Source organism: Streptomyces sp. NPDC037100, assembly GCF_055606225.1.
The window spans coordinates 130,753-157,555 of sequence record NZ_JBVJSX010000014.1 but is presented as its reverse complement, the minus strand read 5'-3'; the positions used below and the strand labels follow the sequence as shown (position 1 = coordinate 157,555).

General features: G+C 71.7%; 22 protein-coding genes and 2 pseudogenes. 16 read left to right on the top strand and 8 right to left on the bottom strand.

What is annotated here, in order from left to right; translation table 11 throughout:
- Position 1 precedes the first annotated feature (1 nt).
- From ACZ7EG_RS35140 to ACZ7EG_RS35130, 3 genes and pseudogenes are all read right to left on the bottom strand, one after another.
- A complete protein-coding gene (locus ACZ7EG_RS35140; protein WP_471088122.1) occupies positions 2 to 733 on the bottom strand; it encodes a CBS domain-containing protein in 732 nt (243 codons plus the stop codon).
- 32 nt (positions 734 to 765) lie between these two features.
- Positions 766 to 3,462 carry a bifunctional acetate--CoA ligase family protein/GNAT family N-acetyltransferase gene (locus ACZ7EG_RS35135; RefSeq protein ID WP_471088120.1) on the bottom strand — a complete coding sequence of 899 codons (2,697 nt, stop codon included), beginning with the start codon at positions 3,460 to 3,462 and terminating at the stop codon, positions 766 to 768.
- A 108-nt stretch (positions 3,463 to 3,570) separates the two neighbouring features.
- Positions 3,571 to 3,742, bottom strand: a pseudogene (locus ACZ7EG_RS35130) (HypC/HybG/HupF family hydrogenase formation chaperone); the annotation flags it as partial.
- Between the two features lie 771 nt (positions 3,743 to 4,513).
- Between ACZ7EG_RS35130 and ACZ7EG_RS35125 the strand changes: the two are divergent.
- Positions 4,514 to 4,786 (top strand): universal stress protein, encoded by a 273-nt coding sequence (locus ACZ7EG_RS35125; RefSeq protein ID WP_471088118.1) that lies wholly within the window; start codon positions 4,514 to 4,516, stop codon positions 4,784 to 4,786.
- Positions 4,787 to 4,791: 5 nt separating this feature from the next.
- Positions 4,792 to 5,673: a universal stress protein gene (locus tag ACZ7EG_RS35120; RefSeq protein ID WP_471088116.1), complete on the top strand. Its 882-nt coding sequence runs from the start codon at positions 4,792 to 4,794 to the stop codon at positions 5,671 to 5,673.
- Positions 5,674 to 5,792: 119 nt separating this feature from the next.
- Here the strand turns inward: ACZ7EG_RS35120 and ACZ7EG_RS35115 are convergent, their stop codons facing one another.
- On the bottom strand, positions 5,793 to 6,176 hold the full coding sequence (locus ACZ7EG_RS35115; RefSeq protein ID WP_471088114.1) for an STAS domain-containing protein: 384 nt from the start codon (positions 6,174 to 6,176) through the stop codon (positions 5,793 to 5,795).
- A 228-nt stretch (positions 6,177 to 6,404) separates the two neighbouring features.
- Here ACZ7EG_RS35115 and ACZ7EG_RS35110 point away from each other — a divergent pair.
- The 3 genes and pseudogenes from ACZ7EG_RS35110 to ACZ7EG_RS35100 all read left to right on the top strand — a co-directional run.
- Positions 6,405 to 6,587 (top strand): annotated as a pseudogene (locus ACZ7EG_RS35110) (alcohol dehydrogenase catalytic domain-containing protein); the annotation flags it as partial.
- Between the two features lie 16 nt (positions 6,588 to 6,603).
- Positions 6,604 to 6,804 carry a hypothetical protein gene (locus ACZ7EG_RS35105; RefSeq protein ID WP_471088172.1) on the top strand — a complete coding sequence of 67 codons (201 nt, stop codon included), beginning with the start codon at positions 6,604 to 6,606 and terminating at the stop codon, positions 6,802 to 6,804.
- A 22-nt stretch (positions 6,805 to 6,826) separates the two neighbouring features.
- Positions 6,827 to 7,504 (top strand): helix-turn-helix domain-containing protein, encoded by a 678-nt coding sequence (locus tag ACZ7EG_RS35100; RefSeq protein ID WP_471088112.1) that lies wholly within the window; start codon positions 6,827 to 6,829, stop codon positions 7,502 to 7,504.
- A gap of 21 nt (positions 7,505 to 7,525) precedes the next feature.
- Here the strand turns inward: ACZ7EG_RS35100 and ACZ7EG_RS35095 are convergent, their stop codons facing one another.
- Together ACZ7EG_RS35095 and ACZ7EG_RS35090 are read right to left on the bottom strand one after the other, a co-directional pair.
- Complete coding sequence (locus ACZ7EG_RS35095; protein ID WP_471088170.1) at positions 7,526 to 7,669, bottom strand: hypothetical protein; 144 nt, start codon at positions 7,667 to 7,669, stop codon at positions 7,526 to 7,528.
- Positions 7,670 to 7,984: 315 nt separating this feature from the next.
- Positions 7,985 to 9,550, bottom strand: coding sequence for a PucR family transcriptional regulator (locus tag ACZ7EG_RS35090; protein ID WP_471088110.1), 1,566 nt, complete (start codon positions 9,548 to 9,550; stop codon positions 7,985 to 7,987).
- A 336-nt stretch (positions 9,551 to 9,886) separates the two neighbouring features.
- Here ACZ7EG_RS35090 and solA point away from each other — a divergent pair, with 336 nt between their 5' ends.
- The 9 genes from solA to ACZ7EG_RS35045 all read left to right on the top strand — a co-directional run bounded on the left by solA (position 9,887) and on the right by ACZ7EG_RS35045 (position 19,992).
- On the top strand, positions 9,887 to 11,023 hold the full coding sequence (gene solA / locus ACZ7EG_RS35085) for an N-methyl-L-tryptophan oxidase (RefSeq protein ID WP_471088108.1): 1,137 nt from the start codon (positions 9,887 to 9,889) through the stop codon (positions 11,021 to 11,023).
- 112 nt (positions 11,024 to 11,135) lie between these two features.
- Complete coding sequence (locus ACZ7EG_RS35080) at positions 11,136 to 11,816, top strand: haloacid dehalogenase type II (protein WP_471088106.1); 681 nt, start codon at positions 11,136 to 11,138, stop codon at positions 11,814 to 11,816.
- 248 nt (positions 11,817 to 12,064) lie between these two features.
- Positions 12,065 to 13,174: an ABC transporter substrate-binding protein gene (locus ACZ7EG_RS35075; protein WP_471088104.1), complete on the top strand. Its 1,110-nt coding sequence runs from the start codon at positions 12,065 to 12,067 to the stop codon at positions 13,172 to 13,174.
- Positions 13,167 to 14,306, top strand: a complete 1,140-nt coding sequence (locus ACZ7EG_RS35070) for an ABC transporter ATP-binding protein (RefSeq protein WP_471088102.1) — start codon at positions 13,167 to 13,169, stop codon at positions 14,304 to 14,306. The genes ACZ7EG_RS35075 and ACZ7EG_RS35070 overlap by 8 nt, the downstream gene beginning before the upstream one ends.
- A 3-nt stretch (positions 14,307 to 14,309) precedes the next feature.
- On the top strand, positions 14,310 to 15,191 hold the full coding sequence (locus ACZ7EG_RS35065; RefSeq protein WP_471088100.1) for an ABC transporter permease: 882 nt from the start codon (positions 14,310 to 14,312) through the stop codon (positions 15,189 to 15,191).
- Positions 15,188 to 16,054 carry an ABC transporter permease gene (locus ACZ7EG_RS35060; protein ID WP_471088098.1) on the top strand — a complete coding sequence of 289 codons (867 nt, stop codon included), beginning with the start codon at positions 15,188 to 15,190 and terminating at the stop codon, positions 16,052 to 16,054. The genes ACZ7EG_RS35065 and ACZ7EG_RS35060 overlap by 4 nt, the downstream gene beginning before the upstream one ends.
- Before the next feature lie 181 nt (positions 16,055 to 16,235).
- Positions 16,236 to 17,516: an NAD(P)/FAD-dependent oxidoreductase gene (locus tag ACZ7EG_RS35055; protein WP_471088096.1), complete on the top strand. Its 1,281-nt coding sequence runs from the start codon at positions 16,236 to 16,238 to the stop codon at positions 17,514 to 17,516.
- Between the two features lie 39 nt (positions 17,517 to 17,555).
- Entirely contained in the window at positions 17,556 to 19,007 is a 1,452-nt protein-coding gene (locus tag ACZ7EG_RS35050; RefSeq protein ID WP_471088094.1) for an NAD-dependent succinate-semialdehyde dehydrogenase, read from the top strand.
- Between the two features lies 1 nt (position 19,008).
- Positions 19,009 to 19,992, top strand: a complete 984-nt coding sequence (locus tag ACZ7EG_RS35045; protein ID WP_471088092.1) for a D-2-hydroxyacid dehydrogenase — start codon at positions 19,009 to 19,011, stop codon at positions 19,990 to 19,992.
- Positions 19,993 to 20,159: 167 nt separating this feature from the next.
- Here ACZ7EG_RS35045 and ACZ7EG_RS35040 read toward each other — a convergent pair whose 3' ends face one another.
- Entirely contained in the window at positions 20,160 to 21,914 is a 1,755-nt protein-coding gene (locus tag ACZ7EG_RS35040) for an ABC transporter permease subunit (protein WP_471088090.1), read from the bottom strand.
- Between the two features lie 4 nt (positions 21,915 to 21,918).
- Positions 21,919 to 23,436 carry an ABC transporter substrate-binding protein gene (locus ACZ7EG_RS35035; protein ID WP_471088088.1) on the bottom strand — a complete coding sequence of 506 codons (1,518 nt, stop codon included), beginning with the start codon at positions 23,434 to 23,436 and terminating at the stop codon, positions 21,919 to 21,921.
- Positions 23,437 to 23,631: 195 nt separating this feature from the next.
- On the opposite strand from ACZ7EG_RS35035, the gene ACZ7EG_RS35030 reads away from it, so the two are divergent.
- The gene (locus ACZ7EG_RS35030; RefSeq protein WP_471088086.1) at positions 23,632 to 24,480 is read left to right on the top strand and encodes an oxygenase MpaB family protein; all 849 of its coding nucleotides are present in this window, start codon (positions 23,632 to 23,634) and stop codon (positions 24,478 to 24,480) included.
- Between the two features lie 62 nt (positions 24,481 to 24,542).
- The gene (locus tag ACZ7EG_RS35025; RefSeq protein WP_471088084.1) at positions 24,543 to 26,774 is read left to right on the top strand and encodes a serine/threonine-protein kinase; all 2,232 of its coding nucleotides are present in this window, start codon (positions 24,543 to 24,545) and stop codon (positions 26,772 to 26,774) included.
- Positions 26,775 to 26,803 lie beyond the last annotated feature (29 nt).

The window sequence follows — 26,803 nt, the reverse complement described above, 5'->3', positions numbered from 1 at the left end:
CTCACAACCTGCGCAGCCAGTTGCCGGTGATCGCCTCCGGGGCCGGCTCGTCGGGCTGGCGCCAGGAGTCGTCGAAGCGGTGGGTGAGGTGGTCGACGACCGCGACCACACCGTCCGTCTGGCGGCACATCTCCACCGCCATGGCGCACTCGCTGCGCCGCTCCAGTTGCCCGGTGAGCGTGACCACGCCCTCGTGGACGTCCACATCGACGGAGTAGGGCGTCAGCCACAGGGCTCGGGCCAGGACGTCGTTGCGAACGCTCGAGCGGATCTCCGGGTCGGGGCGCAGAAAGACCTGGAGGAGATCGCGGCGGGTGACAATGCCGACGAGCCGCTCCTCGCCGTCGACGACCGGGAGTCGTTCGACGCGGTGGCGTGCCATGACGCGGGCCGCCTCGGCGACGGTCGCATCGCTGTGGACCGTGATGGCCGGGCTGGACATGAGCTGTCCGGCCGTACGCGCCCGTGCTCTGGCACGACGAGCGCGCGATCCCGGCGTCCACCCGAGCCGGTGGAACCGATGGTGCGGCTCGGGTGGGCCGGGAGCGTCGGCCTGCCTCGTCATCAGATCCGTCTCGGAGATCACACCGAGGACCTTCTCGTCGTCGTCCACCACCGGCAGGCCGCTGATCCGGTGCTCGGCGAGCAGCCGGGCCACCTCCTTGAACGGCGTGCCGTACTCGGCGCGGACGACGTCGGACGTCATCAGGGCACCGACCTTGCTGTGTTTCATGGCGTCCCGCCTTCCTTCCGTGCTGCGCGCGTTCATCGGAGGCGGCGCAGATAGGGATCGTGTGTGCGGCGTGGCAGCAGCCGGATCCGGGCGTCGAGGGCGGTGACGCGCTCGGGCAGGGCGAGCACCGGATTGAAATCCGCCTCCGCCAACTGCGGCAGGTCACTCGCCATCCGCGACAGCCGCAGCAGGAACTGCTCCAGCCCCGCGAGATCGACCGGGCCGGAGCCGTCACCCCCCAGAAGGAGGGGCGCGCAGCGCGGCGCGGTGATCAGGTCGTGCACGTCCTGGTCGGTGAGCGGGGCCAAGCGGGCCGCATGGTCGGCCAGCACCTCGGTCGACGTACCGCCGAGCCCGAACAGGATCAGCGGCCCGAACACCTCGTCCTGGACCACACCGGCGAACAACTCGATGCCGCGCGGGGCGAGCGGCTGGACCACGGCCCCCGTCATGAGGTGACCGAAGCGGACATCGAAGTCCCGGAAGGCCGCGCGCACCTGAGCGTCGCCGCGCAGGTCCAGGTGGATCGCGTGCCGGGCGGTCTTGTGCACGAGGCCCGGCCAGTGGGCCTTGAGGACCACATGCCCGTCCGGCCCCTTGAGCCGGTCGGCGGCCCACACCGCCTCGTCCTCGGTCTCCGCCCACGCCCACGGCGACTGGGGTATGCCGTAGCAGTCGAGAAGCTCGGCGCAGGTGCGTGGATCGAGCCAGGCTCCGTCGGGATGCCGGGTGAGGAACCGGTCGGCCACGGCCCGGCCCCGCGCGGTGTCGACGCCGTCCGGAGTAGTGACGGTGCCGGGCGGCCGGGCCAGCCAACGGGCGCGCTCGGCGCCATGGGCGAGTGCGCGGGCCGCGGCCTGCGGGTCGGCGTACGCCGGCACCCGGCCGGTGTCCGAGGGCAGCAGCCGCACCGGGACGTCCTGGTCCAGGAGGACGGCGGCGATGGTGCGGGAGCGGCGTTCCGGGGCGTGGGTCAGGGCCGTGACCAGGACGTCGCCGGTCGCGGCCGCGACGGCGGTGGGCACCAGTGCGACGAGTACCGCGTCGATGCCGTCGTGGGCTGCGAGCCGGTCCAGACAGGCACGCAACTGCTCCTCGGAGACCGCCGCCGTCGCGTCGACGGGGTTGGCGGTGCTCGCGCCCCGCGGCAGCACGGCCAGCAGATCCTCGGCCAGGCCGGGTGGCAGCGCGGGCAGGGCCAGTCCTGCCTCCGCGCAGGCGTCCGCTGCCAGCACGCCGGCGCCACCCGCGTTGGTCACCACGACGACCCGGCTTGCTGCGGGCAACGGCTGGGAGTGCAACAGGGCGGCCGTCTCCAGCAGTTCGGGGATCGTGCGGGTGGCGGTGATCCCGGCCTGGGCGAAGAGCGCGCGCCGGGTCATGGTCGTCGTGGCGGCCGCGGCGGTGTGCGAAGCGGCGGCACGGCGGCCCGCCTCGGTGCGGCCCGCGTCGACGGTCAGGATGGGCATGCGGCGGGTGACACGGCGTGCGGTGCGGGAGAAGGCGCGCGGATTGCCGAAGGACTCCAGGTGCAGCAGCGCCAGGTCGGTGCGCCCGTCGGACTCCCACCACTGGAGCATGTCGTTGCCGCTGACGTCGTACTTGTCGCCGAGTGAGACGAAGCTGGACACGCCGATGCCGAGCCGCTCCAGACCACCGAGCAGGGCGATACCGACCCCGCCGGACTGCACGGCGACCCCGGCGCTGCCCGGCGCGGGGTGGGCGGCGGCGAAGGTGGCGTCGAGACGGATCCGGTCCTCGGTGTTGGCCAGGCCCAGGCAGTTGGGGCCGACGAGGCGCATGTCGTGGTCACGGCAGGCTGCCAGCAGAGCCTTGGACTGCTCGGCGTCGAGCCCGGCGGAGACGACCAGCAGGGCACGGACACCGAACCGCCCGCATTCCTCCGCGACGTGCGCGACACCCTCAGCCGGTACGGCGATCACCGCAATGTCGGGGATCCGTGGCAGGGCGTTCACGGCCGGATGGGCGCGCATACCGAGAATCGCCTGCGCTGCCGGGTTGACCGCGTACAGATGGCCTGTGAACCGGCCCGTGGCCACGTTGTGCAGCAGGGCCCGGCCCACCGATCCTGGCCTGCGGCCGGCGCCGACGACGGCCACGCACCGGGGCCGCAGCAGCGGCGTCAGACTGGCCACATCCGCGGCCTGCCCGCGGTGCTCGACGCTCGTGCGGTAGGTCTCCGTGTCGTCCAGCGGGATCAGGCAGCGCACCTCCGGCCCCTCGAAATGCCGTTCGGCGCGCAGCCCCAGGTCGGCGAAGACCTTGAGCACCTCGTGGTTCTCGGCGAGCGCGTCCGCAGTGAATGTCGTGATGCCGTGCGCGCGGGCCGCGGAGATCAGGTGCTCCAGCAGCAGGGTGCCCACTCCACGGTGGTGGCGACCGTCGCTGACGGCGAGCGAGATCTCGGCGCGGTCGGGCGTCTTGGCGTCGTCGATCTCGTACTCGGCGATTCCGAAGATCCGGCCGCCGTGCTCGGCGACGAGCGCCCGGTAGCCGGAGCCGGCCGGCCGGGCTACCCGGGCGGCCGCCTGCTCGGCGGAGCGCCGGCTCACCGAGAAGAAGCGCAGCCGCAGGTTCGCGTCCGACATCTCCGTGTAGAGCCGCAGGACGGCCTCCTGATCGTCCGGTCCCGCGGGCCGTACGCACACCGTCGTACCGTCGGTGAGCAGGGCGTGCACCCGTTCGCCGGATGCCGGGACGGCGGTCATGGTGTGCCTCTCGTCGGCAGGTCTGCACTTTCAGCCTCGTCCTCGCGAAGCGGTGGGCCGATGGGCCGAACGGGCACGGCGGTGGGCCCGACGGTCCCGGGCCGGCCCTCACGGCAGTGGTTCGCCGAGCTCTGTCTCCACGGCGTCCGCCATCGCCCGCAGGGCGTCGAGCGTGCGCCGCGCCCCGGCTTCGTCGACCTCGGTGATCGCGAAACCGACGTGCACGATGACGTACGCTCCGGCACCCCGCACCGGTTGTGCAGTCGAGGCAGACCTCGCGCTCGCCGGCCTGCTGCCGAGGCGGGTCTCCCGGTACACCCGGGCCGAGGTGCCGTCGGCGAAGCTGATGCGCGTTACCACCCGTTCTCGCGGCAAGTGGATCCGGCGCCGGCTAGCAGCACCCAGCAGGAGAGGAAGCATGCGGCCACAGCTCGCCAGGCCTCAGCAGGGGCGAGCGGCTCCTGTTCGCTCATGACGGTCTCCCTTTCCGAGACGACACCCAGGTGGGACGCCGGGCCAGGGCGGTGCCTGCGTCGGCCGAACATCAGTAGCCCGGCTCCCGCGGGGGCCGCCACGCCCGCCTCGGCACTCGCGAGGTGCGGTTCTGGGGGTCCTCGCATACCGAGCGGGCCGAAGCGGTGAGACTTCCGGTGAGCCGTCCAGCCCCACGGTGGGTTGCATGGCGGCGGCCTCCGTTCCGGAAGAGGCTGGACACTTGCGGCGGGCGGTCGCAGAGCCGCAGGGCGAACGGTCCGGACCTCACGGCGTGCCGACGTCGTGGGCTCTCTCTTCGAGGATCACCCCTGTGCCCGCCACCGTGCATGCGGGCGGAACCAGCTCGCTCTTGGTTCCAAAACGACCGACTGCCTGCTCACCAGGGCCGATCGGCCCCCGTCATGCCGACCGGGCAGTGCTCTCCGGCCATGACGGGCCGCGCTCCGGCCGGAGTGGTGGGCCGGTCGGACTCGGTCCGGGACCTGTGGCCCCTGCACCGCCCCGGCCTGTCGAAGCGACACTCGTACTCTCAGGCCCACCCCCGGAGGTGGAGGGTATGTCCCGCACGATCACCGTCGGCCTCGCCGGTTCGCCCGAGACCTCGGGCAGCCCGGCGGAGCACCTGATCACCGCCTCGTGGGAGGCCTCCCCGGTCGTCGTGGGGCGACGGAACCGCCGCCACCCGTCGGGGGCGCACATCGGCCACGTCACGAACGCCGTGCCGCACCGTGCCGCCGCGCCCGTCGCCGTGGTCGCACACCTGACGCGGCACGCCGGGCCGTACGGCCCGGCGGAGGCGAGGCTCGTGCCGGACGCCGAGAAGGGATGAGGACGATGGACCACCCGCTGGTCGTCGGCGTGGACGGTTCCGAGGCGAGCCTGCGGGCCGTGGACTGGGCGGCCGACGAGGCCGCGCTGCGCCGGGTCCCGCTGCATGTGGTGCACGCGTCGCTGTGGGAGCTCTACGAGCACGCTGTCTTCCCCGCCGGACGGGCGCCTGCGTCGGAACGGCTGCTCACCGGCGTCCTCGCGGCGGCCGCGGCCAAGCGGGCCCGGGCACGGGTGCCCGGCCTGGAGGTCACCACCGAGGTCGTGCCCGAGGGCCCGATACCCGTACTCCGTCGGGCGGCGGGCAGGGCCGCGGCGCTGGTCCTCGGCTCGCGTGGCCGCGGCAGCGCCGCCGAGGCACTGCTGGGTTCGGTCGGCCTCGCCGTCGCCGGGCGGGCCGACGGCCCGGTGATCGTGGTGCGCGGCGACCAGGACAACCGGCCCGGGAGCGGAAGGGGCCGCCCCGTCGTCGTCGGGGTCCCCGACAAGCCGGCGGACTCCGAGGCGGTGCGGTTCGCCTTCCGCGAGGCGGCCCGGCGCGGGGCCAGGGTCGAGGCCGTACGGGCCTGGCACCGCCCCGCGTACGAGGCCGCCGAGCACCCCCGACCCAACGGCGAACCGGCCCGGGTGCACCGGCAGCGGGCCGTCGAAGCCCTGGAGACCGGGCTGCGCGCGTCGGCCGAGGAACACCCGGACGTCGAGGTACGCCGACGGATCGTCCAAGGACAGGCCCGCGCCGTGCTGCGCGACGCCTCGGCCGATGCCGCCCTGCTCGTGGTCGGCGCCCGGCAGCCCGCCGGACGCTTCGGCCTCCACATCGGCCGCGTCACGCATGCCGTGCTGCACCACGCGGCCTGTCCCGTCGCCGTCGTCCCCGAGAGGGCGTGATTCCGGCCCGGGCCGATCGGGCCCCCGGCCGAACCCACTTCGAGTGGATCGAGGCATGGGCGGCGAAGATCGGCCGCGAGCCGGCTCTGGTGTGACGTGCCGGCCCTCGTGTGACCCGATCAGAGCGCCGCACCGTCGACGGCACCCGTGGCGGGCGTGTCGGCCACTTCCACCGGCAGGCCGGACAGCACCTCGAAGACCCCGGCCAGACCGGTGTGCCACAGGACGCGCGGGAGGACAGTGCCGCCGGTGACCAGACGCAGCCGGCCGTGCCGTGCGCGAACGCGGTTCCGCACCCGGCACAGGACTCCCAGCCCGGCGCAGTCGATGAACGACACCGGACGCAGGTCCAGTATCAGGTCGGGACAGGGGCCGGCCGTCACCCTGTCGAGGCGCGCCCTCAGGGCCGGTGCGGCGAGCAGGTCGAGCTCGCCGTGCAGGGTCACGACGTGTGTCGTCTGCTCCGGTGGCGGCGGCGTGGACCTGCCGGGGTTGTCGGGCATGGTCCGAGCCAAGCCCGCTGGGCGGTCCCTGTGGTAGGGCCGATCGGCCCCTGTCCACCCGGACCGGACGGACTCACAAGGTGCGAAATCCCGTCCGGACGCCCCCGCAGTGCCCCGACGAGCCGGTGGCCGGGGCCGACCGGCCCAAGCGCGTCCCACCGATCCGCGCCAAGCTGGAACTACGGAGCAAACCAGACATGTTGCCCGCGCCAGTCAGGGGGTACCGCCATGAAGGGCTACGTCTTCCACGGCCCCGGACAGTCCGCCTGGGAGGACGTCCCGGACCCGGGTGTCCAGGAGGCGACCGACGCCATCGTGCGCGTCGACGCCGTCACCGTCTGCGGAACGGACCTGCACATCCTCAAAGGCGACGTCCCCGAGGTCCGGCCGGGCACCGTGCTGGGGCAAGAACATCACCACCGGGCTGGTGGACACGTACTCCACCCCCACCCTGCTCCGGATGGCGGCGGGCCACCTGCCCACCGGGCAACTGGTTACGCACACCTTCCCGCTGACCCACATGGAGGAGGCGTACGACGTCTTCGCCCGGGCCGCCGACACCGGAGCGCTCAAGGTCGTGCTGGGCGAGGAGCCGCACGAGGAAGTCGTCCCCTACCGGGCGGCCTGACGAAGGAGAGAGGTGACGCGCCATGACCGAACGGGCCTCGTCACATGCCGTGGAAGGACGCCCGATGGGCGACCTCGGGCGGCGGATCACCCAGCGGCGTACCGAACTCGGCCTGAGCCGGCAGGAGACGGCCGCACGGGCGGGCATGTCGTCGGCCTACCTGCAGTACCTGGAGGAGCGACCGCCGGCCGACCCGGGCGCGGGCACCCTCCTGCGGCTGGCAGGGGCGCTCAAGACCACCGTGTGGCATCTGACCGGTGGCGACACCGAGCTGCCTCCCGGCCTCGGCCGGGCCGCCCGCACACCCCGCTTCACGGAACTGACCGAAGCGGAGTGCCGCTCCCTGCTCTCCACGCACGGGGTGGGACGCCTCGCCGTGTCCGCGGACTCCGGGCCTGTCGTCGTACCGGTCAACTACAGCGTCGTCGACGGCGGCATCGTCTTCCGCACCGCGCCCGGAACGACCCCGGCACAGGCGGACGGCCACCGGGTCGCCTTCGAGGCCGACCGCATCGACGAGGCGTTCAGCGAGGGATGGAGCGTGCTGGTACGGGGACCCGCGACGACCGTGACGGACCCGGACGAGGTCGCCCGCCTCGAAGAGCAGGCGTACAGCACCCCCTGGGCGGGAGGCCGGCGCGACCTGTGGCTGCGCATCGAACCCGTCACCGTCACCGGGCGCCGCATCACCGTGGTCTGAGCGTGTACACGCCCTGGCCGCTCACAGCGTCCTGCCGCTGCCGCTGCCGTGGGGGGGGGCGTACAGATCGAGCAGCCGGACCCGCGACGCGTGCAGCCGGTGGGCGACCACCCGTCCGACCCGGTCCGCGATCGCACGGCCGGACTCGGAGTCGCGGGCGCACATCGCCCGCGGCGCACCACGGGCCGAACGGCCTGGGCAGGGGACGGGGACCGATCGCCCCTCGCGTCCGGTTGCCCCGGTCTCGCGTCCGGTTGCCCCGGTCCCGCGTCCGGTTGCCCCGGTCTCGCGTCCGGTTGCTCCGGTCTCGTGTCCGGTTGCCCCGGTCTCGTGTCCGGTTGCCCCGGTCTCGTGTCCGGTTGCCCCGGTCTCGTGTCCGGTTGCCCCGGTCTCGCGTCCGGCTGCCCCGGATGCGACGGTGAGGCCCACCGCACGCAGGGCGTCTCACGGGTGCCACCCGCACGGCAGCCGGCGTGCCCGTCAGCTGCCCGGTACAGCGCTTCCGCCCGCGTCCAGAACCAGCACCGCGACGTGCAGGGACGTGCGCTGCACACCTGATTCCAGGTCGCAGCCCAGGAGCCGTTCGATGGTGTGGAGGCGCTGGTAGTAGGCCTGCCGCGACATGCCGGCCAGCTTCGCCGCGACCGACTTGTTCCCGGCGGCCGTCAGATAGGCGCGCAGCGCGGGCAGCAGGTCGCCGCCGTTGCGGTCGTCGTGCTCGATGAGACGGGTCAGCTGCCGTTCCGCGTACCGCTGGAGGCGAGTGTCCTCGCGCATGACGCCGAGGAGTTCCGGCAGCCCCACATCGGCGGGTACGTGGAACCACCGTTGTGAGGACGCCGGAGTGACGGCCTCGGCCGTCTGCTCGGCTTCCTGCCACGACCGGGCGATCCCGGAGAGGTCGGTCACCCCTGGGCCGACGGCGACGACGGCTCCCTCGCCGAGTTCCTCGCGTGCGAGACGGCCGATTCGCTCGGCGACCGGCTGCCAGGCGCTGGCCTGCGCCAGTGCGAGGAGTATGCCGATCCGGCCCGGGGCCGTCTCACCGACCAGGGCGCGGATGCCGGTCTGCGTCAGTGCCTTGGCGATCCGTTCGTCGAGCTGTTCGGCCTCGCCGCCGCGATGGGCATGGCGGATGACGACGGCGAAGAGGCGGTGCCCGAAGGCCGGCAGCCCCAGGGCCTCGGCGCGGGCACGGGCGTCCGCGGGGGAGCGGAAGCGCCGTTCGTACAGGTCTCGCAGCACGCAGCGGTGGGCCCGGCGCTCCCACCAGGCCGGTCCGGCCAGCCGCGCCATGGTCAGGGCGACCGCCGCGCGCTCCAGGACCAGGACGTGCTCCGGGTCTGGCTCGGCGTTCAGTCGGCCCTCCAGCAGGACCAGCCGCCCCCACGGCCCGTGGGCGTCCTGCACGGGCGCGATCAGCCAGCCCTCCGGGCCGCTCGGCGTGATCTTCTCCGGGGTCGGCGCGGCCCGGGAACGCCGCGACCAGGCCGACACCACCGGCTCGTACGGCCGGCCGAGCAGTTCGCACATCAGGACCCGGTGGTTGAGGTCCTCCAGCACCACCGGGGCTCCGGTGAGCTCCGCGGTGGTGTGCACCAGTTCCTCCGGGTCGGCGCCCCGCAGCGTCAGGGCGGTGAAGATGTCCTGGACGTCCCTCCCGCGGCGCAGCAGTGCCCCCTGGGCGTCGAGGATGAGCGCGTGCACCGTCTGCGTGACGTCGATGAACCGGACGCCCCGGGCCAGCTCGATCAGGGGCAGCTGCCGGGCACGGCAGGCCGCCACCAGCTCGTCGGGAACCTTCCGGTACCGGTGCCCGAGCTCCACGATCAGGCCGGCCGCACGGACGTCGGCGAGCTGGTCGACGTAGCCACGCAGCTCGGAGGCGTCCTCCGGGTAGGGCATGCCGGTCGTCAGCACCAGCTCGCCGCCCTCGAGGAAGTCGGCGGGGTTGAGCAGTTCCGTGACGTGCACCCAGCGCACCGCACGGTCCAGCTGTGACTCGCCGGCCAGGACGCGCGGCATCCCCTCGGCGAGCACGGGCAAGCGCAGTACCTCCGTAATGCTGGGGAAGTGCCCGGCTGCGGGATGTCTCGGCGGCATAGGGGATGCTTTCGTGCGAGGGGTCGGGGTCACCTTCGCATCGGCCACTCACCGTGACAAGAGGGGGACGGACACTTTCCGAAGCGTGACCGTTCGCCGTGACAGAACGTCTCGAGAAGGTCCGAAGCCGGAACAGAGTGTGGGTTGACCTGCGTGTTCTCCCGGGCCGAAAGTGAACGCCATCCCCAGCGGGACCTGAATCGGAAAGGTCCACCCGGTTTCCGCACCGTGCTGGGGCACCACCGCCACCCGGACCACACCCGGCGAAAGGACGACCTCATGCGCATCCCGAAGCGCGTCGCCGTGATCGGTGCCGGCACCATGGGCAGCCAGGTCATGTGGCGTCTGGCCGCCCGCGGAGCCGAGGTCATCGGCTACGACCGGTACGCGCCGGGACACGACCGAGGCGCGGCCGGGGGCGAGAGCCGCATCTTCCGTGCCGTGCACCTCGGCGAACCCGGGTACATCCCGCTGCTGAACCTCGCGGACCGGATGTGGGACCGGCTCCAGCGCGAGACGGGCTTCCCGCTGCGGCGCCGCAGCGGCTGCCTCGTGATGGGTGAGGCCGACTCGCCGTCCATGCGCCTCCTCGTCTCGGCCAGCGCCGCCCACGGGCTGGATCACGAGGTACTGGACGAGGAGGCACTCGCCCGCCGCTACCCGCAGCACCGCCTTCCGGACGGGCACACCGCCGTCCTCGACCGGCTGGGCGCCGTCATCAGGCCCGAGGCGTCCATCCAGGCCGCGGCCACTCGCGCCGAGCAACTCGGCGCCCGGCTGCACCGCTACACCCCGGTGCGGGAGGTCACCCCCGCGGCGGGCGGCGGGGTGCACATCGTCACCGATCACGGCACGGACCACGTGGACGCCGCGGTCGTGACAGTGGGTCCGTGGATCAACACCCTGCTGCCGGACCTGCCGCGAACGGTCGACGTCCGCCGGCTGATCAGCTCCTGGCACCTCCCCACCCGCCACGACTGGTTCGCGGGCGGCGCCCCCGCCTTCGTGCGCAGCGCCCCCCACGACTGCTACGGCCTCCCGTCCCCCGACGGCATCTCCGTCAAGCTGGGCCTCTCCTTCGCCCGCTATCTGCCGGTACCCGACCCCGAACGGCTCGACCGCACGGTGCGCCCGGAGGAACTCGCCACCTTCCGCGAGCTCATCGCCGAACTGATGCCCGATCTGAACCCCGACCCCATCAGGCTGTCCGTCTACATGGAGGGCTACACCACCTCCGGGAACCCGCTCGTCGGCCACCTCCCCGGCGAGGACGACATCATCGTCATGGCCGGCTTCTCCGGCAGCGGCTTCAAACTCTCGCCCGCCATGGGCGAGATCGCCGCCGACCTCGCACTCGACGGCACCACCGAGCACCCCGTCGGCTTCCTCGCACCGGCCGGCGTCGGCGCCCCCTGATCCACGGCAACTTCACCTCCGCTCCGGCGAGTCCGCCCCGGGCGCGCCCGAAAAAATCTGACAAATACTGAACTGAAAGCTACTCAGTTCCCCGGCTCCAGGGAGCACTCCCATGCTCATTCCCTCGATGCAGTTCCGGCCGAAGTACGTCTCCTTCGACTGCTACGGGACGCTGATCGAATACCCGATCACCCCCATCACGCGTGAACTCGTCGGCGACCAGATTCCCGCGGAGCAGTGGGACCAGTTCGTGCGGGAGTTCCGCGGCTACCGCTATGACCAGGTCCGCGGCGAGTACTACGCCTACGAGCAGGTGCTGCACGACTCGTTCGAGCGGGTCTGCCGCAAGTGGGGCATCAAGGCCGCCCCGGACGCGGGCAAGCGGTTCGCGGACGGCGTGCGCAGCTGGGGCCCGCACGCGGACATCCCCGAGCCACTGAAGAAGATGGGTGAGAACTACAAGCTGGTGATCCTGTCCAACGCCGACGACTCCTTCCTGAAGGAGAGCGTGCCCAGGCTCGGGGCGGACTTCCACGCGGTGTTCACCGCGGAGCAGGCCGGCTACTACAAGCCCCGCTACGCCGCCTTCGAGTACATGCTCGACCAGCTCGACGCGTCGCCCGAGGACTTCGTGCACGTCTCCTCGCACACCCGCTACGACCTGATGCCGATGCACGACATGGGCTTCCGCAACCTGATCCTCCTGGACCGCGGCTACGACCCGGTGACCCACGGCTACGACTACGTGAGGGTGAAGTCCCTGAACGACCTCAACATCATGCTCGGCATCTGACACGCGACGCACACCGTCCCGCACGGACAGCCCGAGAACCCCCGCCGAACTCGTCGGCGACGCCCGCCCAGAACTCTGAGTACCGGACCGAGGGCGCCGTCCTCGGCCGCACCATCGACCCGGCCGGCGGCGGGGAGCACACGGTCCACGCCTTGGCCGGCGAATGGCTCTTCCACGGCATGCACGGCCCTGGAGCCCCATCCCCAGCCGTCCCTCTTTCCCCTTAGCAACACCCCAGGAGGCACACGATGAGAGACGCCCGTATAGACCGCAGGCTCTTCCTGCGCGGCGTCGGCGGAGCCACGGCGGGTCTCGCCGCCGCGACCGCCCTCAGCGCCTGCGGTACCGGCACCAGCCGCAGCGCTTCCACCAGCACCGGTGGGAAGGGCGGCAAGACAGTGGTCGTCCGCGACAGCGGTGGTTCTTACGGTGCTGCGCTGCAGAAGGCGATCTACACGCCGTTCACGCAGGAGACCGGTATCCAGGTCAAGGTGCTGAACCTGGACGATGCTCCGCTGCTGGCGCAGATCAAGCAGGGCCGGCCGCAGTGCGACCTGATCAACAACTCGATGATGTCGCACACCAAGTACGTCAAGCAGGACGCGCTGGAGGCGCTGGACCTCGACCGGCTCAAGAGCCTGAAGAGCGCGAAGATCCCTAAGGCGCAGATCACCGATCATTCCGTCGGCCACAGCTTCTACGGGCAGTGCATCGGGTACCGCACGGATGCCTTCGACGGTAAGAAGCCGGAGTCGTGGGCGGACTTCTGGGACACCAAGGAGTTCCAGGGTTCCCGGGCGATGGTCCACCCGGACGGTGACTTGCCGGAGCTGGAGTTCGCGCTGCTGGCCGACGGCGTGCCGATGGACAAGCTCTACCCCCTTGATGTGGACCGTGCCTTCAAGGTGCTGACCCGGCTGCGGGGCGACATCAAGAAGTTCTGGGACAGCGGCCCGCTGCCCGGCGTGCTGCTGAGCCGCCAGGAAGTGACGATGTCCACCGTCTGGGACGGCCGGCTGGCTGATCTTCAGAAGCAGGGTGTGCCGGTGGAGCGTCAGCTCAATGGGATGCGCCGTCAGTTCTCGGGCTACGCCATCGCCAAGGGCGCGGCCAACCTGGATGCCGCCTACCAGCTGATGGACTTCTCCCTGCGTGCCGAGAGCCAGGCCAACCTGGTCAAGTTCTTCCCGTCGAATCCGTCGTCCCCGGTGGCCTACGCCAAGCTCACCGAGGAGCAGCGCGACGCGTCCGCGGGTGCGCCGAAGTACTACGACAAGGGTTTCGACGCGGACGTCGACTGGTGGCTGAAGAACGAAGCGGCCATCACCAAGCGCTGGTTGGAGTGGGCTCGTGGCTGAATTCGGTATCGCCGCACCGTCCGTCACACCGGCCGGAGGCACTCGGACCACCGCGACCGGCAAGGCGCTGTCGGTGGTGGGCCTGCGCAAGACCTACGGGGACGTCGTCGCTGTGGACGAGGCCTCGATGGAGATCGCGGCGGGGGAGTTCGTCACCTTCCTCGGCTCCTCCGGATCGGGCAAGACCACGACGCTGATGATGATCGCCGGGTTCTGTGAGCCGGACTCCGGCACCATCACCGTCGGCGGCCGTGACGTCACACGCCTGGCGCCGCAGAAGCGCAACCTCGGTTTCGTCTTCCAGCAGTACCTGCTCTTCCCGCACATGACCGTGCAGGAGAACGTCGCCTTCCCGCTCACTCTGCGTGGGGTGGGCAAGGACGAGATCCGCCGCAGGGTGGGGGAGACCCTGGAGATCGCCGGCCTGTCCCGCTTCGCCGGGCGTAAGCCGCGTGAGCTGTCCGGTGGTCAGCAGCAGCGTGTCGCCCTGTGCCGGGCGCTGGTCTACCGTCCGCCGGTCATCCTCATGGACGAACCGCTGGGTGCCCTGGACAAGAAGCTGCGCGACCAGCTCCAGGTCGAGATCAAGACCATCCAGAAGGAACTGGGCCTGACCGTCATCTACGTGACGCACGACCAGGAAGAAGCGCTGGTCATGTCCGACCGCATCGCGGTCATGCGCAACGGCCTCATCGAGCAGTTCGACAGCCCGAGAGAACTGTTCGAGCGTCCGAAGACCCCGTTCGTGGCGGACTTCCTCGGCGCGGCCAACTTCCTTCCCGGCCGCATCGAGCAGCACACCGACGCGCACACCCTGGTACGCCTCGACAACAGCGGAGGCCTGCTCAAGGCACGCCGCCACCAACTGGCCTCCGGCACGCAGGTCAAGGTCGCCGTGCAGCCGGGCCGGCTGCGGGCCTGCGCCACCGACGACGGCTTCTGTACCGGCACGGTCGAGACCGCCACCTACGTCGGCACCCTGGTCCGCGCCGGCGTGCGCATCGACGGCAAGGAAGCACCGTTGGTGCGGCTCGAGGTCCCGGCGGGCCGCGGCCCGGTGGCGGGCGAGCGGGTCGGAGTCACCGCCGACCCCGACGACGTCAACCTCTTCCCTGTCGAACAGGCGGGGTGAGTGATGGCTGCCACCCTCACCGCCAAAGCACCCGCGCCGCCGCGTAGGCTCCTGGCCTCGCGCCGCACCCGGGTCGGGATCCTCTACGCGCTGCCGGTCGTGGTCTACCTGCTGGTGCTGTTCATCTACCCGATCTTCAGCACCCTGTTGCTCAGCCTGCAGGACGCCAACGGCGCGTTCACGCTGCACTGGTACGCCGACGCGCTGACCGGCGTGAACCTGTCGGTTCTGATCACCACGCTGCGGATCTCCGCCGAGACAGCCGTACTGAGCCTGGTCTTCGGCTTCCTGCTGGCCCAGGCGATCACCCGGCTCAAGCCCATCCTGGCAGGCCTCGCCATGCTGGTCGTGGTCGTGCCGCACTTCATCAGCGCCCTGGTGCGCACCTACGGCTGGATCATCATGCTCGGTGACAAGGGCCTGGTGAACGAGGCGATACCCGGCGGGCCGTTCCAACTGCTCTACAACGAACTCGGCGTGGTCATCGGCACCACCTCCATGATGCTGCCCTACACCGTGCTGCTGCTGTACGGCGTGATGCGCGGTGTGGACCGGCGGCTGATGGCCGCCGCGGCGAGCATGGGCGCGGGACGCGTGACGATCTTCCGGAAGGTCTACCTGCCGCTGGTCGCCCCCGGCCTGGCCAGTGCCGGACTGCTCAGCTTCATCCTGTCGCTGGGCTACTACATCACCCCGGCCCTGATGGGCGGACCCAACCAGACGATGATCGCCACCCTCATCAACCAGCAGGTGACCAAGGAAAACCAGTGGAACGGGGCCGCCGCCCAGGGCGTCATCCTGCTGCTGCTCACCTTCGCCGGACTGCTGCTGGTCAAGGCCGTCACCTCGCTCGGCGCCAGCCGTAAGAAGAGGAGTGCGTCATGATGGAACTGCGCAGCAGCCTCGCCGGACGCATCGTCCTGACCGCGGTGGCCACCGTGATCCTGCTGTTCCTGGCACTGCCGATCGTCGTCATCCTCGTCACCTCCTTCAGCAACAACGCCTTCGCGGCCTTCCCGCCCGAGGCGTGGACGCTGAACTGGTACAAGGCCCTGTTCGCCGACGGCAGCAAATGGCCGGCCGCACTCTCCCTGAGCGCCCTGGTCGCCGCCCTGAGCACCGTGTTCTCCCTGATCATCGGCGTGACCGCGGCCACCGCCCTGACCCGCAGCGAACTCCCCCTGCGCTCCGCGGTCTACGCCCTGGTCCTCGGACCGCTGGTCATCCCGCAGATCGTCACCGCACTCGGGCTGTTCCTGCTCTTCGAGCCCGCCGCCATGCTCGGCAGCCCCATCGCCATCGCACTCGGCCACACCGTGCTGGCCTCACCGATCGCGGTGCTGATCCTGATCGCCACCCTGCGCGGCATCGACGAACGCCTGGAGGACGCCGCGGCCAGCATGGGCGCAGGACGCCTCACGATCGCCCGGCGCATCACCTTCCCTCTCGCCGCCCCCGGCATGATCGCGGCCGCGATCTTCTCCTTCATCACCAGCTTCGACGAGTTCTACATCTCGCAGTTCCTCTCCTCCGTCGACACCGTCACCCTGCCCGTGCAGGTCTACAACTCCCTCACCTTCGAGATCGACCCCAGCGTGACCGCCGTCAGCGCGCTCCTCACCGCCTTCGCCATCCTCGCCCTCGGCATCGTCGCCCTGGTCCGCTGGATCGGCTCCGGACGACAGGGCTCTCTGCTCTCGGTCGAGAACACCGCAGGCGTCGCCAACCCCGCGGGCGAGACCGTATGACCGTCGCCACCGCTCAACGTGCCGACTGCGCGAGGCCGGCTTCCTCGCCCGCTTCTGCAACCGTTCCCCGCCGCTGATCCAGATCGAGCCCCCGCTGATCAGCGACCGCAGCCCGTTTCGGGCGGGCCCCTGATGGTGCCCGGCCGCGCCCCAGTTCGAAACTCCCCGCAGAGGACCCGCAATGAAGACGATTCCCTACTGGATAGAAACCGCTGGGGCGTTTCCCGACCGCTCCGGCAAGCCGCTGACCGAGGACACCGACCTGGTGGTCGTCGGCGCCGGTCTGACCGGTCTGTCCACCGCTCTCCACTCCGCCCGCAAGGGTGCCCGTGTCACCCTCGTCGAGAAGGGCCAGATCGGCTCCGGTGCCTCCGCGCGTAATGGCGGCATGGCGAACCTGGGCTTCACCATCGGCGTCCGTCAGGCCATCCGCCGCTACGGACTCGAACGGGCCCGTGAGATCTACAACTCCTACGGCGAGGCCGTGGACACCGTCGAGCGGCTCGTGAACGAGGAGTCCATCGACTGCCAGTTCCGTCGCGTCGGACGCCTGGGCGTCGCGTCCCGCCCCGCGCACTTCGAGGGCAAGAAGGCCCAGCAGCGCGACCTGGCCAACTACTTCGGACACGAGACCACGCTGATCGGCAAGTCCGAGCTGCGTTCCGAGATCGGTTCCGGCGCCTATCACGGCGGTCTGCTCGACCCGTTCAGTGCCGCACTGCACGTGGGCCGCTTCGTACGCGGCATGGCCGAGGCGTGCGAACGCACCGGTGTCGAGATCCACGAGCGCAACGCGGCCATCGGCGTGCGGCGCACCGCCGCCGGCCGATTCGAGGTCAGCACCGAGCGCGGTGTGATCCGCGCCGGGCAGGTCATGATGGCCACCGACGCCTACACCGACAAGAACTTCCCGTGGCTGCGCCGCCAGCAGGTCTGCCTGGGAAGCTTCATCATCGTGACCGAGCCGCTCGGCGAGGCACTCGCCCGGGACATCATCCCCAAGGCGCGCCTCATCGTCGACTCCAACAAGGTCTGCCACTACTTCCGGCTCACCCCCGACAACCGGCTGCTGTTCGGTGGCCGCGCCCGCTTCGCGCCGTCCGACCCCACCTCGGACAAGAAGAGCGGACAGATCCTGTTCCGTGAGATGTGTGAGATCTTCCCCCAACTCTCCCGGACGAAGGTCGAGTACGTGTGGGGTGGCTCCGTCGGCTTCGCCATGGACCGCATCGTGCACGCCGGGCAGACCGAGGACGGCGTCTACTACTCCATGGGGTACGCGGGTCACGGTGTGCAGATGGCCACGCACATGGGTCAGGTCATGGCCGAGGTGATGGACGGCCATCCCGAGGTCAGCCCCGTCCGCGACATCGCCCCGCCCCGCATTCCCCTCTACAACGGCACCGCCTGGTTCCTGCCCTTCGCGGGCGCCTACTACAAGACGCTGGACCGCATCCGCTGACCGGTCGGCAGCACCTATCGCTCCAAGGAGATACCCAAGATGACTGTCGTCCGTGATGTTCCCAAGCAGCTGTTCATCGGTGGTGGCTGGCAGGACGCGGAGTCCGGCCGGACCCTGTCCGTCGACAATCCGGCCACCGGCGAGGAGCTGTGCCGGGTCGCCGACGCCTCCCCGGCCGACGGTCAGCGTGCCGTCGAGGCCGCGGTCGCCGCGCAGGCCGCCTGGGCCGCGACCCCGCCGCGAGTGCGCAGTGAGATCCTGCGCCGCGCCTACGACCTGATCATCGCGCGCACCGAGGACCTCGCGCTGCTGATGACCCTGGAGATGGGCAAGCCCCTGGCGGAGGCGCGTGCCGAAGTGGCCTACGGTGCTGAGTTCTTCCGCTGGTTCTCCGAGGAGGCCGTGCGGATCGACGGCGGCATGACGACCGCGCCCGACGGCAGGAACCGTCTGCTGGTCACCCGCCAGCCGGTCGGCCCCTGCCTGCTCATCACCCCCTGGAACTTCCCCCTGGCGATGGGCACCCGCAAGATCGGCCCGGCCCTGGCCGCCGGCTGCACCGTCGTCCTCAAGCCCGCCCCCCAGACCCCCCTGACCAGTCTGGCCCTGGCCGCGATCCTCACCGAGGCCGGCCTGCCCGACGGCGTGTTGAACATCGTGACCACCACCGACGCCGCCGGCGTCGTCGAACCGCTCCTGCGCGGCGGGAAGATCCGCAAGCTCTCCTTCACCGGCTCCACCGGCGTCGGCCGGATCCTGCTGGCCCAGTGCGCCGACACCGTCATCCGCACGTCCATGGAACTCGGCGGCAACGCCCCCTTGATCGTCTTCGACGACGCCGACCTCGACGTCGCCGTCGAAGGCACCATGGTCGCCAAGATGCGCAACATGGGCGAGTCCTGCTGCGCCGCCAACCGCATCTTCGTCCACACCTCCGTAGCCGAGGAGTTCGCCTCCCGCCTCACCGCCCGCATGGCCGCCCTGACCGTCGGTGACGGCACCGAACCCGGCACCGACGTCGGCCCCCTCATCGACATCGTCGGCCGCAGCAAGGCCCACGACCTCGTCCAGGACGCCGTCAAACGCGGCGCCACCGTCCTGACCGGCGGCGAACTGCCCGCCGGACCGGGCTGCTTCTACCCGCCCACCGTCCTGACCGGCATCGCCCCGGACTCCGCGATCATCGACACCGAGATCTTCGGACCCGTCGCCGCCCTCCGCACCTTCGACACCGAGGACGAGGCCGTCACCGCCGCCAACGACACCGAATTCGGCCTGGCCTCCTACCTGTTCACCCAGAACCTCGACCGCGCCCTGCGGGTCGCCGAACGCCTCGAGAGCGGCATGATCGGCCTCAACACCGGACTCGTCTCCAACCCCGCAGCCCCCTTCGGCGGCATCAAGCAGTCCGGCCTCGGCCGCGAAGGCGGCCGCGTCGGCATCGACGAGTTCCTCGAGTACAAGTACATCGCCGTCCCCGTCGGAGCCTGACATGCCCGACCGACTCGTCGTCCTCCACCGCGGCAACCGACCACCGGCCACCGCGCTCATCGAACGGCTCGCGGACACCGTCTACGCCACCGAGGAGGAACTGCCCTATCTCCTCCCCGGCGCCGACGCCCTCCTGGCCTGGGTCACCATCACCCCCGCCATCCGCGAAGCCTGGCCCGACAACCCCGAGAAGGCACCCCGCTGGGTCCACGCGTCCTCCGCGGGCGTCGACTCCTTCCTCTTCCCGGCCCTGGTGGACGATCCGGGTGTTGTCCTGACCAACGCCCGCGGTGTCTACGACCAGCCGACCGCCGAGTATGTCCTTGGTCTGATCCTCTCCCTCGCCAAGGACTTCCCCGGCACCTGGGAGCACCAGCAGCGCCGCGAGTGGCGTCCGCGTCCAAGTGACGGCATCACCGGACGCACGGTGCTGGTGTGGGGAACGGGCCCCATCGGCCGGGCCACCGCCCGGCTGCTGACGGCCGTCGGCATGCGGGTCTGCGGCGCCGGCCGCACGGCCCGCCAGGACGACCCCGACTTCGGGACCGTCCACGGCCCGGCCACTCTGCACGCGGCGCTCGCCGAGGCCGACTACGTCGTCCTGGCCGCACCCCTCACCCGGGACACCCGGCACATGGTCGACGCCCCCGTGCTCGCCGCGATGAAGCCGGGGGCGCGACTGGTCAACGTGGGCCGGGGCGGACTCGTCGACGAGGAGGCGCTCGTCGGCCACCTCGCCGCCGGACGGCTCGCCGGAGCCGCCCTGGACGTCTTCGCCCAGGAACCGCTGCCCGCCGAGTCACCCCTGTGGGACATGCCCGGCGTGATGATCTCCCCTCACACGGCGGGCGAGACCACGGGTGAGAGGGAAGCGCTCGTCGAGGTGTTCCTCGACAACCTCACCCGGCGCATCGAGGGCCGCCCTCTGCGCAACGTCGTGGACAAGCGGCGTGGATACGTGACCGACGAGCCGCACCCCGGCTGAGGACCCACGAGCCGCACCCCACCCGAAGACGGAGGAGACGCACCTCGCCCGAACATCGACGAAACCCGCCCCGTACCCGCCCCGTCCGACACTCGACGAGACACGCCCCGCCCGACGGGCGAGGAGCAGGCGCCCCGGCCGGTAGCCTCCACCGGCCGGGGCGTGTGCTATTCGCCCTTCCGGCGTCCCAGCACGCTGCCGGTCACCGCCGGCACGGACAGCACCACCAGCGCGGCGGCCGGTCCCAGGACGGTCCAGGGGGCGAGTTCGGCGTACGGCTGGTTCTCCGAGAGGAGGCGGCCCCACTCGGGGTCGGGCGGCTGTTCGCCCAGGCCCAGGAAGCCGAGGGACGCGAGGACCAGGACGGTCGTGGGCAGCCGGAGCAGCGCGTTGCGCAGGAGGGCCGGGATCACCGCCGGGAGCAGGTGGCGGCGCAGCAGGTGCAGCCGTCCCGCGCCGAGTGCGACGGACGCGGCGATGTGCCCGCTCGCGCGTTCCTGTTCCAGCAGCGCAGAGGTCTGGGCGGCGTACGGGCTCCAGCCGACCGCGCACACCGCGCCGGCGGCGCCCCACACCGACGGCCCGGTCACGCCCACGATCAGCAGACCCGCGAGAACGGCGGGCAGGGTGGACGCGACTTCGGTGGGGCCCGCGCTCGCCCTCGGCGCCACGCCAAGCAGCAGCCCGGTGACGGCGCTGACCGTCGTCACGACGAGGGCGACCCAGGCCGTGCGCAGCGCCCCGTGGCCCAGCCGGGCCAGGAGGTCACGGCCCAGCGCGTCCGTGCCCAGAGGGTGTTCGAGAGACGGTGACAGCAGCCGTGCCGCCGTGTCGACCTGGAGCGGGTCGCGCAGGAGGCCCGCTGTCACCAGGGCGAGCAGGAGCAGTGCGCAGGCCGCGGTGACCCAGCGCAGGGAGCGCGGCACGGTGAGCGGGGGCCGGTGCAGGGCCGGCAGGGCGCCGTCACGCAGGGGCCGCCCGAGCAGTGCGTGGCGCAGGGCCCGGATCAGGACGCCCGCAGTGACGCCGAGCAGGACCAGCGCCAGAGTCGCCGTCTGCAGCACCGGGAGGTCCTGCGCGACGGCCGAGTCCAGGGCGAGCCGGCCGAGCCCGGGGATGTTGAAGATCTTCTCCACGGCGACCGCGCCGCCGACCAGAGCGACCACGGTGGGCAGCAGCTGCGGCAGTATGCCGGGCAGGCTGCGGCGCAGCGCGTCGCGGCCGATGTGACGGGGAGGGAGCCCGACGGCGTAGGCCGTGCGCGCCCAGGGTTCGTGGAAGGCGGCGGGCAGTGCCTGGTCGAGCATCCCGCCGAGCATGGCACCCGAGGGGATGCCGAGCGCGAGCGAGGGCAGCACCATCGACCGCGGCCCGTCCCACCCGCTGGACGGGAACCACCCCCACCACACCCCGCACACGGTGGCCAGCACCGAGGCGAGCAGGAACTTCGGCAGCGACGCCAGGACGGCGGCCGTGGTGCCGGCCCGGTCCTGCCGCAGTCGGCGCCGGGAACCGAGGAGGACCGTGCGGGCGCACACCAGTGCGGCGATCAGCAACGTGACCGCGAACGCGCCCAGCATCAGCGTCAGGGAGACCGACAGAGCCGTCCCCACCTGCGGCATGACCGGTGCGCCGGAGACCCACGAGACGCCCGCGTCCCCGCGGGGCAGTCCGCCCAGCCAGTGCGCGAGGTGGACCCAGGGGCCTTGGTCCAGGCCCAACTGCTCGCGCACGACGGCCAGCTGCGCGGGGGTCGGGTCCTGGTCCGCGGAGCGGGCCCGCAGCACGGTGCGTGCGGGGTCGCTGCCGGACAGCCACGGCAGTGCGGCCACCGCGGCCAGCAGGGCGGCCCCGGCGAGGACCCGGCCGGCCGCCGGCCGTCCGATGTACGGGCGGCCGGCGGGGAGGTGAGCGAGAGCCATACCGCTACTTCAGATGCGTGTCGAGGTCGACCAGGGACCGCTCGCGCGGGTCGAGCACGACGCCCTCGACGTCGTCGGCGATACCCTGGACGACCCTCTCGTGGACCAGCGGCACGACCGCGTCCGTGCGGAGGATCTCCGCCTCCGCCTTCATGATCTTCTCCTGGCGCCGCTTCGTGTCACCCTCCGCGGCCGCGGCCTGGATCGCCTTGTCCACCCCGGCGTCCTTCAGCCGGGCGATGTTGTAGACGCCGTCGCTCGTGTAGTCGCTCGCCAGATAGGCGACCGCGTCACCGGTGTCGAGGAGCGTCACGCGGGAGAAGACCAGGGCGTCGTACCGGCCGGCGAGAAGGTCGCCCTCCATCTGTGTGTACTCGCGGACGTCCAGCTTGACCGTGAACCCGGCCTTCTCCAGCCGCTGCTGGAGGACGGTCGCCGCCTCGGGCAGTTCCGCGCGGTTCGTGATGGCGGCCAGACGCACCGTCTTGCCCTTGGTCTCTGACCTGACCTGTTCGACGCTCGCCGCCCGGGCCCGCCCGGTCACCGGGACGCGCAGGTCGGCGGCCCAGGGGACGGCGGGCCCGAAGAGGCCCTGCGCGGGGTCGGCGTACCCCCCGAAGACGGAGTCGACGAGGTCGGAGCCGTCGACCGCCTCACGGGCGGCCGCCCGCAGGCCGGGGTCGGTGAACACGCCCTTGCCGGTGTTGAGGATCAGGCTGTCGGTGCGCACCGAGGAGACCACGTGCCGCGTATCTGCCTTGAGGAGCTTCGCCTGCGAGGTCGGGATCCACTCGGCGATGTCGGCCTCGCCGCCGCGCAGGGCGTTGGCGCGTGCGGTGCCGTCCGGGATCCACGTCACGTCGAGGCCCGGTGCCTTCGCCTTGCCGCCCCAGTGGCGGTCGAACCGGTCGAGTGCCGCCCCGGTCTTGCCGGTCAGCTTCGTGATCTCGAAGGGGCCGGTGCCGGTGCCGACCGGACTGACCTTGCCGTCCTTGGCGTACGCCTCGGCCGACAGGATCGCCAGCGCGGGACTGGCCAGTCGCAGCGGCAGTACCGGGTCGGGTGACTTCGTGGTGAGCGTGACGGTGTCGGCGTCGTCGGCCTTGGCGGTGAGCGTCACGTCGCTCAGCACGCGCGGCTTCGGCTTGGCCGCGCCCGCGTGGTCGAGCGCGTTGACGACGGCCTTGGCGGTGAGCTGGGTGCCGTCCTGGAACTCGGCCTTGCGCAGCTCGAAGGTCCAGGTGGTGGCGTTGTCCTGCTTCCAGGACTTCGCCAGCGCGGGCGCGGCGGCGCCGTTCTTGTCGAGGACGGTCAGTCCTTCGGCGACGGACAGCTTGCTCAGCACCGTGGCGTCGTTGCTGTAGGGGGACAGGGCCTGCACGGGAGGAACGGCCAGGGCGATGCGCAGCCGCCCGTCCGAGCCGGCCCCACCGCCCGCGCCGTCGTCGCTCGGTGCGAAGCACCCGGCCAGCAACGGGACGAGGGCGAACGCCGTGATGAGGCCGCGGGAGGTGGTGCGCATGGGGGGTCCTGTCGTGTGCGGAGCCGGGCATGCCGTCGCGGCCCGCTACAGGCCTTGATCGGCAAGCGCAATATATAAGGCCAGCCTTACCAAACCCGGCACCGGGTAGGTGAAATCTCAACAGCCGGACGGTTTGCGGTATCGACCGGCTGTTCGGCATGTGCCATCGTGTGCGCCGGGGCGGAGGTGAGGCACATGACCGGCGCGGACCCGGGGCTGTTCGGTCCGGAATCGGTGACCTGGCAGCTCCACAGCGACCCCGTGATGTGGATCGCGGGCGTCCGGGCGCTCTACCTCCAGGCCCTGCATCCACGCGCGGTCCGCGGGGTCGTGCAGAACTCCGACTTCCGTCGGGACGCCTGGGGCCGCCTGATGCGCACCGCCGGCTTCGTGGGAACGACGACCTACGGCACCACCGAGGCCGCCGAGCGCGCCGGTGCCCGGGTCCGGAAGATCCACCGCATGCTGACCGCCACCGATCCGGACACCGGTGAGCGCTACGCCGTCGACGAACCCGCCCTGCTGATGTGGGTGCACTGCGCCGAGATCGACTCGTATCTGCATGTCGCGCGCCGGTCCGGATTCCGGCTCACCGACGCCGAGGCCGACCGTTACATCGCCGAACACCGGCAGAGCGCACGCCTGGTGGGCCTCGACCCCGACGCCGTGCCGGGGAGCCGGGCGGAGATGACCGCGTACTTCGAGGAGGTGCGCCCGGATCTGGCCGCGGGACCCGAGGCACGCGAGGTGGACGACTTCCTGCTCCGCCCGCCGACGCACCCGCTGCTCGTACCGGCGCGCGAGCTGCTGTGGCGGCGCATGGCACACCTGGCGTACGCCTCCCTGCCGCCGTACGCCCACGAGTTGTACGGCAGACCGGGCTCCGCCCCAGCCACCGTCACCCGTCGACTGCGCCTCGTCGGCCTCCTGCTGCGCCGCGTTCCCGCACGTGTGCGGTGGCAACTCCCGCCCAAACACATTCTGCGGGCCATGGCGAGGCTCGGCCCCGACGCGCGTCCGGCACCGTACAAACTCGGACGATAGGCCGCCATACTGGGTGGGGTCGAGGGGCGGGCGGACAGCTACCGGGGGGAGCGTCGCGCGAGATGGGGGACAACAGGCTCATCCAGGGCCGGTACCGGCTGCTCGATCTGATCGGGCGTGGCGGCATGGGCGAGGTGTGGCGGGCCCGGGACGAGTCCCTGGGCCGGCATGTCGCCGTCAAGTGCCTCAAACCGCTGGGCCCGAACCACGACCACGCGTTCACCCGCGTGCTGCGGGAGCGGTTCCGCCGTGAGGCCCGGGTGGCCGCCGCGCTGCAGCACCGGGGCATCACCGTCGTGCACGACTTCGGCGAGTCCGACGGCGTCCTCCATCTCGTCATGGAGCTGCTGGACGGCCGCAACCTCAGCCAGCTCCTGGAGGACAACAAGCAGCACCCACTGCCCGTCGCGGACGTCGAGGAGATCGCCGAGCAGGTCGCCGCCGCCCTCGCCTACTGCCATGAACAGGGCATCGTCCACCGGGACCTGAAGCCCGCGAACATCGTGCGGCTCGGCGACGGCACCGTGAAGATCTGCGACTTCGGCATAGCCCGCCTCGGCCACGACATCGGCTTCACCTCCCGGCTGACCGGCACCGGCATCGCCATGGGCACCCCGCACTACATGTCCCCGGAGCAGATCGGCGGCACCGAGGTCGACCAGCGCAGCGACCTGTACTCGTTCGGCTGCGTGCTGTACGAGATCGCCACCGGCGTACCGCCGTTCGACCTCGGCGACGCCTGGGCGATCCTCGTCGGCCACCGCGACACCCCGCCCCGCCCGCCCAGCGAGCACCGGCCCGACCTGCCCGAGTACCTGGAGCAGATCATCCTCGGCCTGCTCGCCAAGGAACCCGCTCAGCGCCCCGACGACGCCCGCGAGCTGGCCCGCCGGATCAGCGCCCACCGGGCCGCGCCGGCGTACGTGCCCGCCGGCGCGGCGGCCCGCCCGGCTCCCGGCGAGCCGACGGGCGCGGCCCGGCTGCCGTCCTGGACGCGCGGCATGACCACCGGCCACAAGGCGACCGGCACGGGACTGCGCACCACCTCACCGGACCCGGCGGCGGGACTGTCCGGTGAGTGGATCGCACGGCCCGCCACCGGACCCGTCGTCGCCGAACCCGTCCCCGCGCAGCGGGCCGCCCCGCCCACGGAGGTCCTGACCGCCCTGGCCGGCCGGCACAACGCGGGCCTGAGCCTCGGCCGGCTCGGCCGCTGGACGGAAGCGGGCGAGGTGCACCGGGCCGTCGCCGCCGAACGCGAGCACCTCCTCGGCCCCGACCACCCCGACACCCTCTCCAGCCGCTACGAGGTCGCCTTCACCCTCAGCCGCACCGGCCGAGCCGCGGACGCCCTGCGCGAGTACAAGCACGTCGCCGGGGCCAGGATCCGCACCCTCGGCGCCGATCACCCCGACACCCTGGCCGCCCGCCAGGAGATGGCCTACGTCCTCGGCCAGCTGGGCCGCCCCTTCGACGCCCACCGCGTCTACACGTCGGTGCTCACCGCCCGCGAGCAGCTCATGGGCCCCGACCACCCCGACACCCTGCGCTGCCGCCACAACCTCGCCTTCAACCTCAGCCGTCTCGGCCGCCTGGAGGACTCGTACCGCATGGCCCGCGAGGTGGCCGCCGCCCGCGCCCGCGTGCTCGGCCCGGACCATCCCGACACGCTCGTCACCCGCTACGAAGTCGCCTACACCCTGGGTCAGTTGGGCCGTTGGGCCGAAGCCCTGGAGACCTACCGCGACGTCGCCGAAGCCCGTGGCCGGGCCCTCGGTCCCGACCATCCGGACACGCTCGCCGCCCGGCACGAGACCGGCATCAGCCTGGGCCGCCTCGGCCGCAGCGCGGAAGCCCTGGATGTCTACCGCGGCCTGGTCGCGGACCGCACCCGCAGCCAGGGCCCCACCCACCCCGAGACGTTGCGCGCCCGTCACGGCCGCTGCGTCAACCTCGGCCGGCTCGGCCGCTGGGAGGAGGCCCTCACCGAATCCCGTGACGTGGCCGCGCTCCGCGAGCAGGTCCTCGGCCCCGACCACCCGGACACCCTGGTCAGCCGCCGCGAGGTCGCCGTCGGCCTCGGCTGGCTGGGCCGCTGGGCCGACGCGCTCACCGAGTACCGGCGCGTGGCAGGCGCCCGCGAGCGCGTCCTCGGCACCGACCACCCCGACACCCTCGCCAGCCGCAACGACGAGGCCCACTGCCTCGAACAGCTCGGCCGCAGCGCCGAGGCCATGGCCCTGTACCGAAGAGTGGCGGCCCTGCGCGAGCAGCGGGCCGCGGCCGGACGCTGACACCGGCAGGGCAGGCAGGCGCCGTCTGG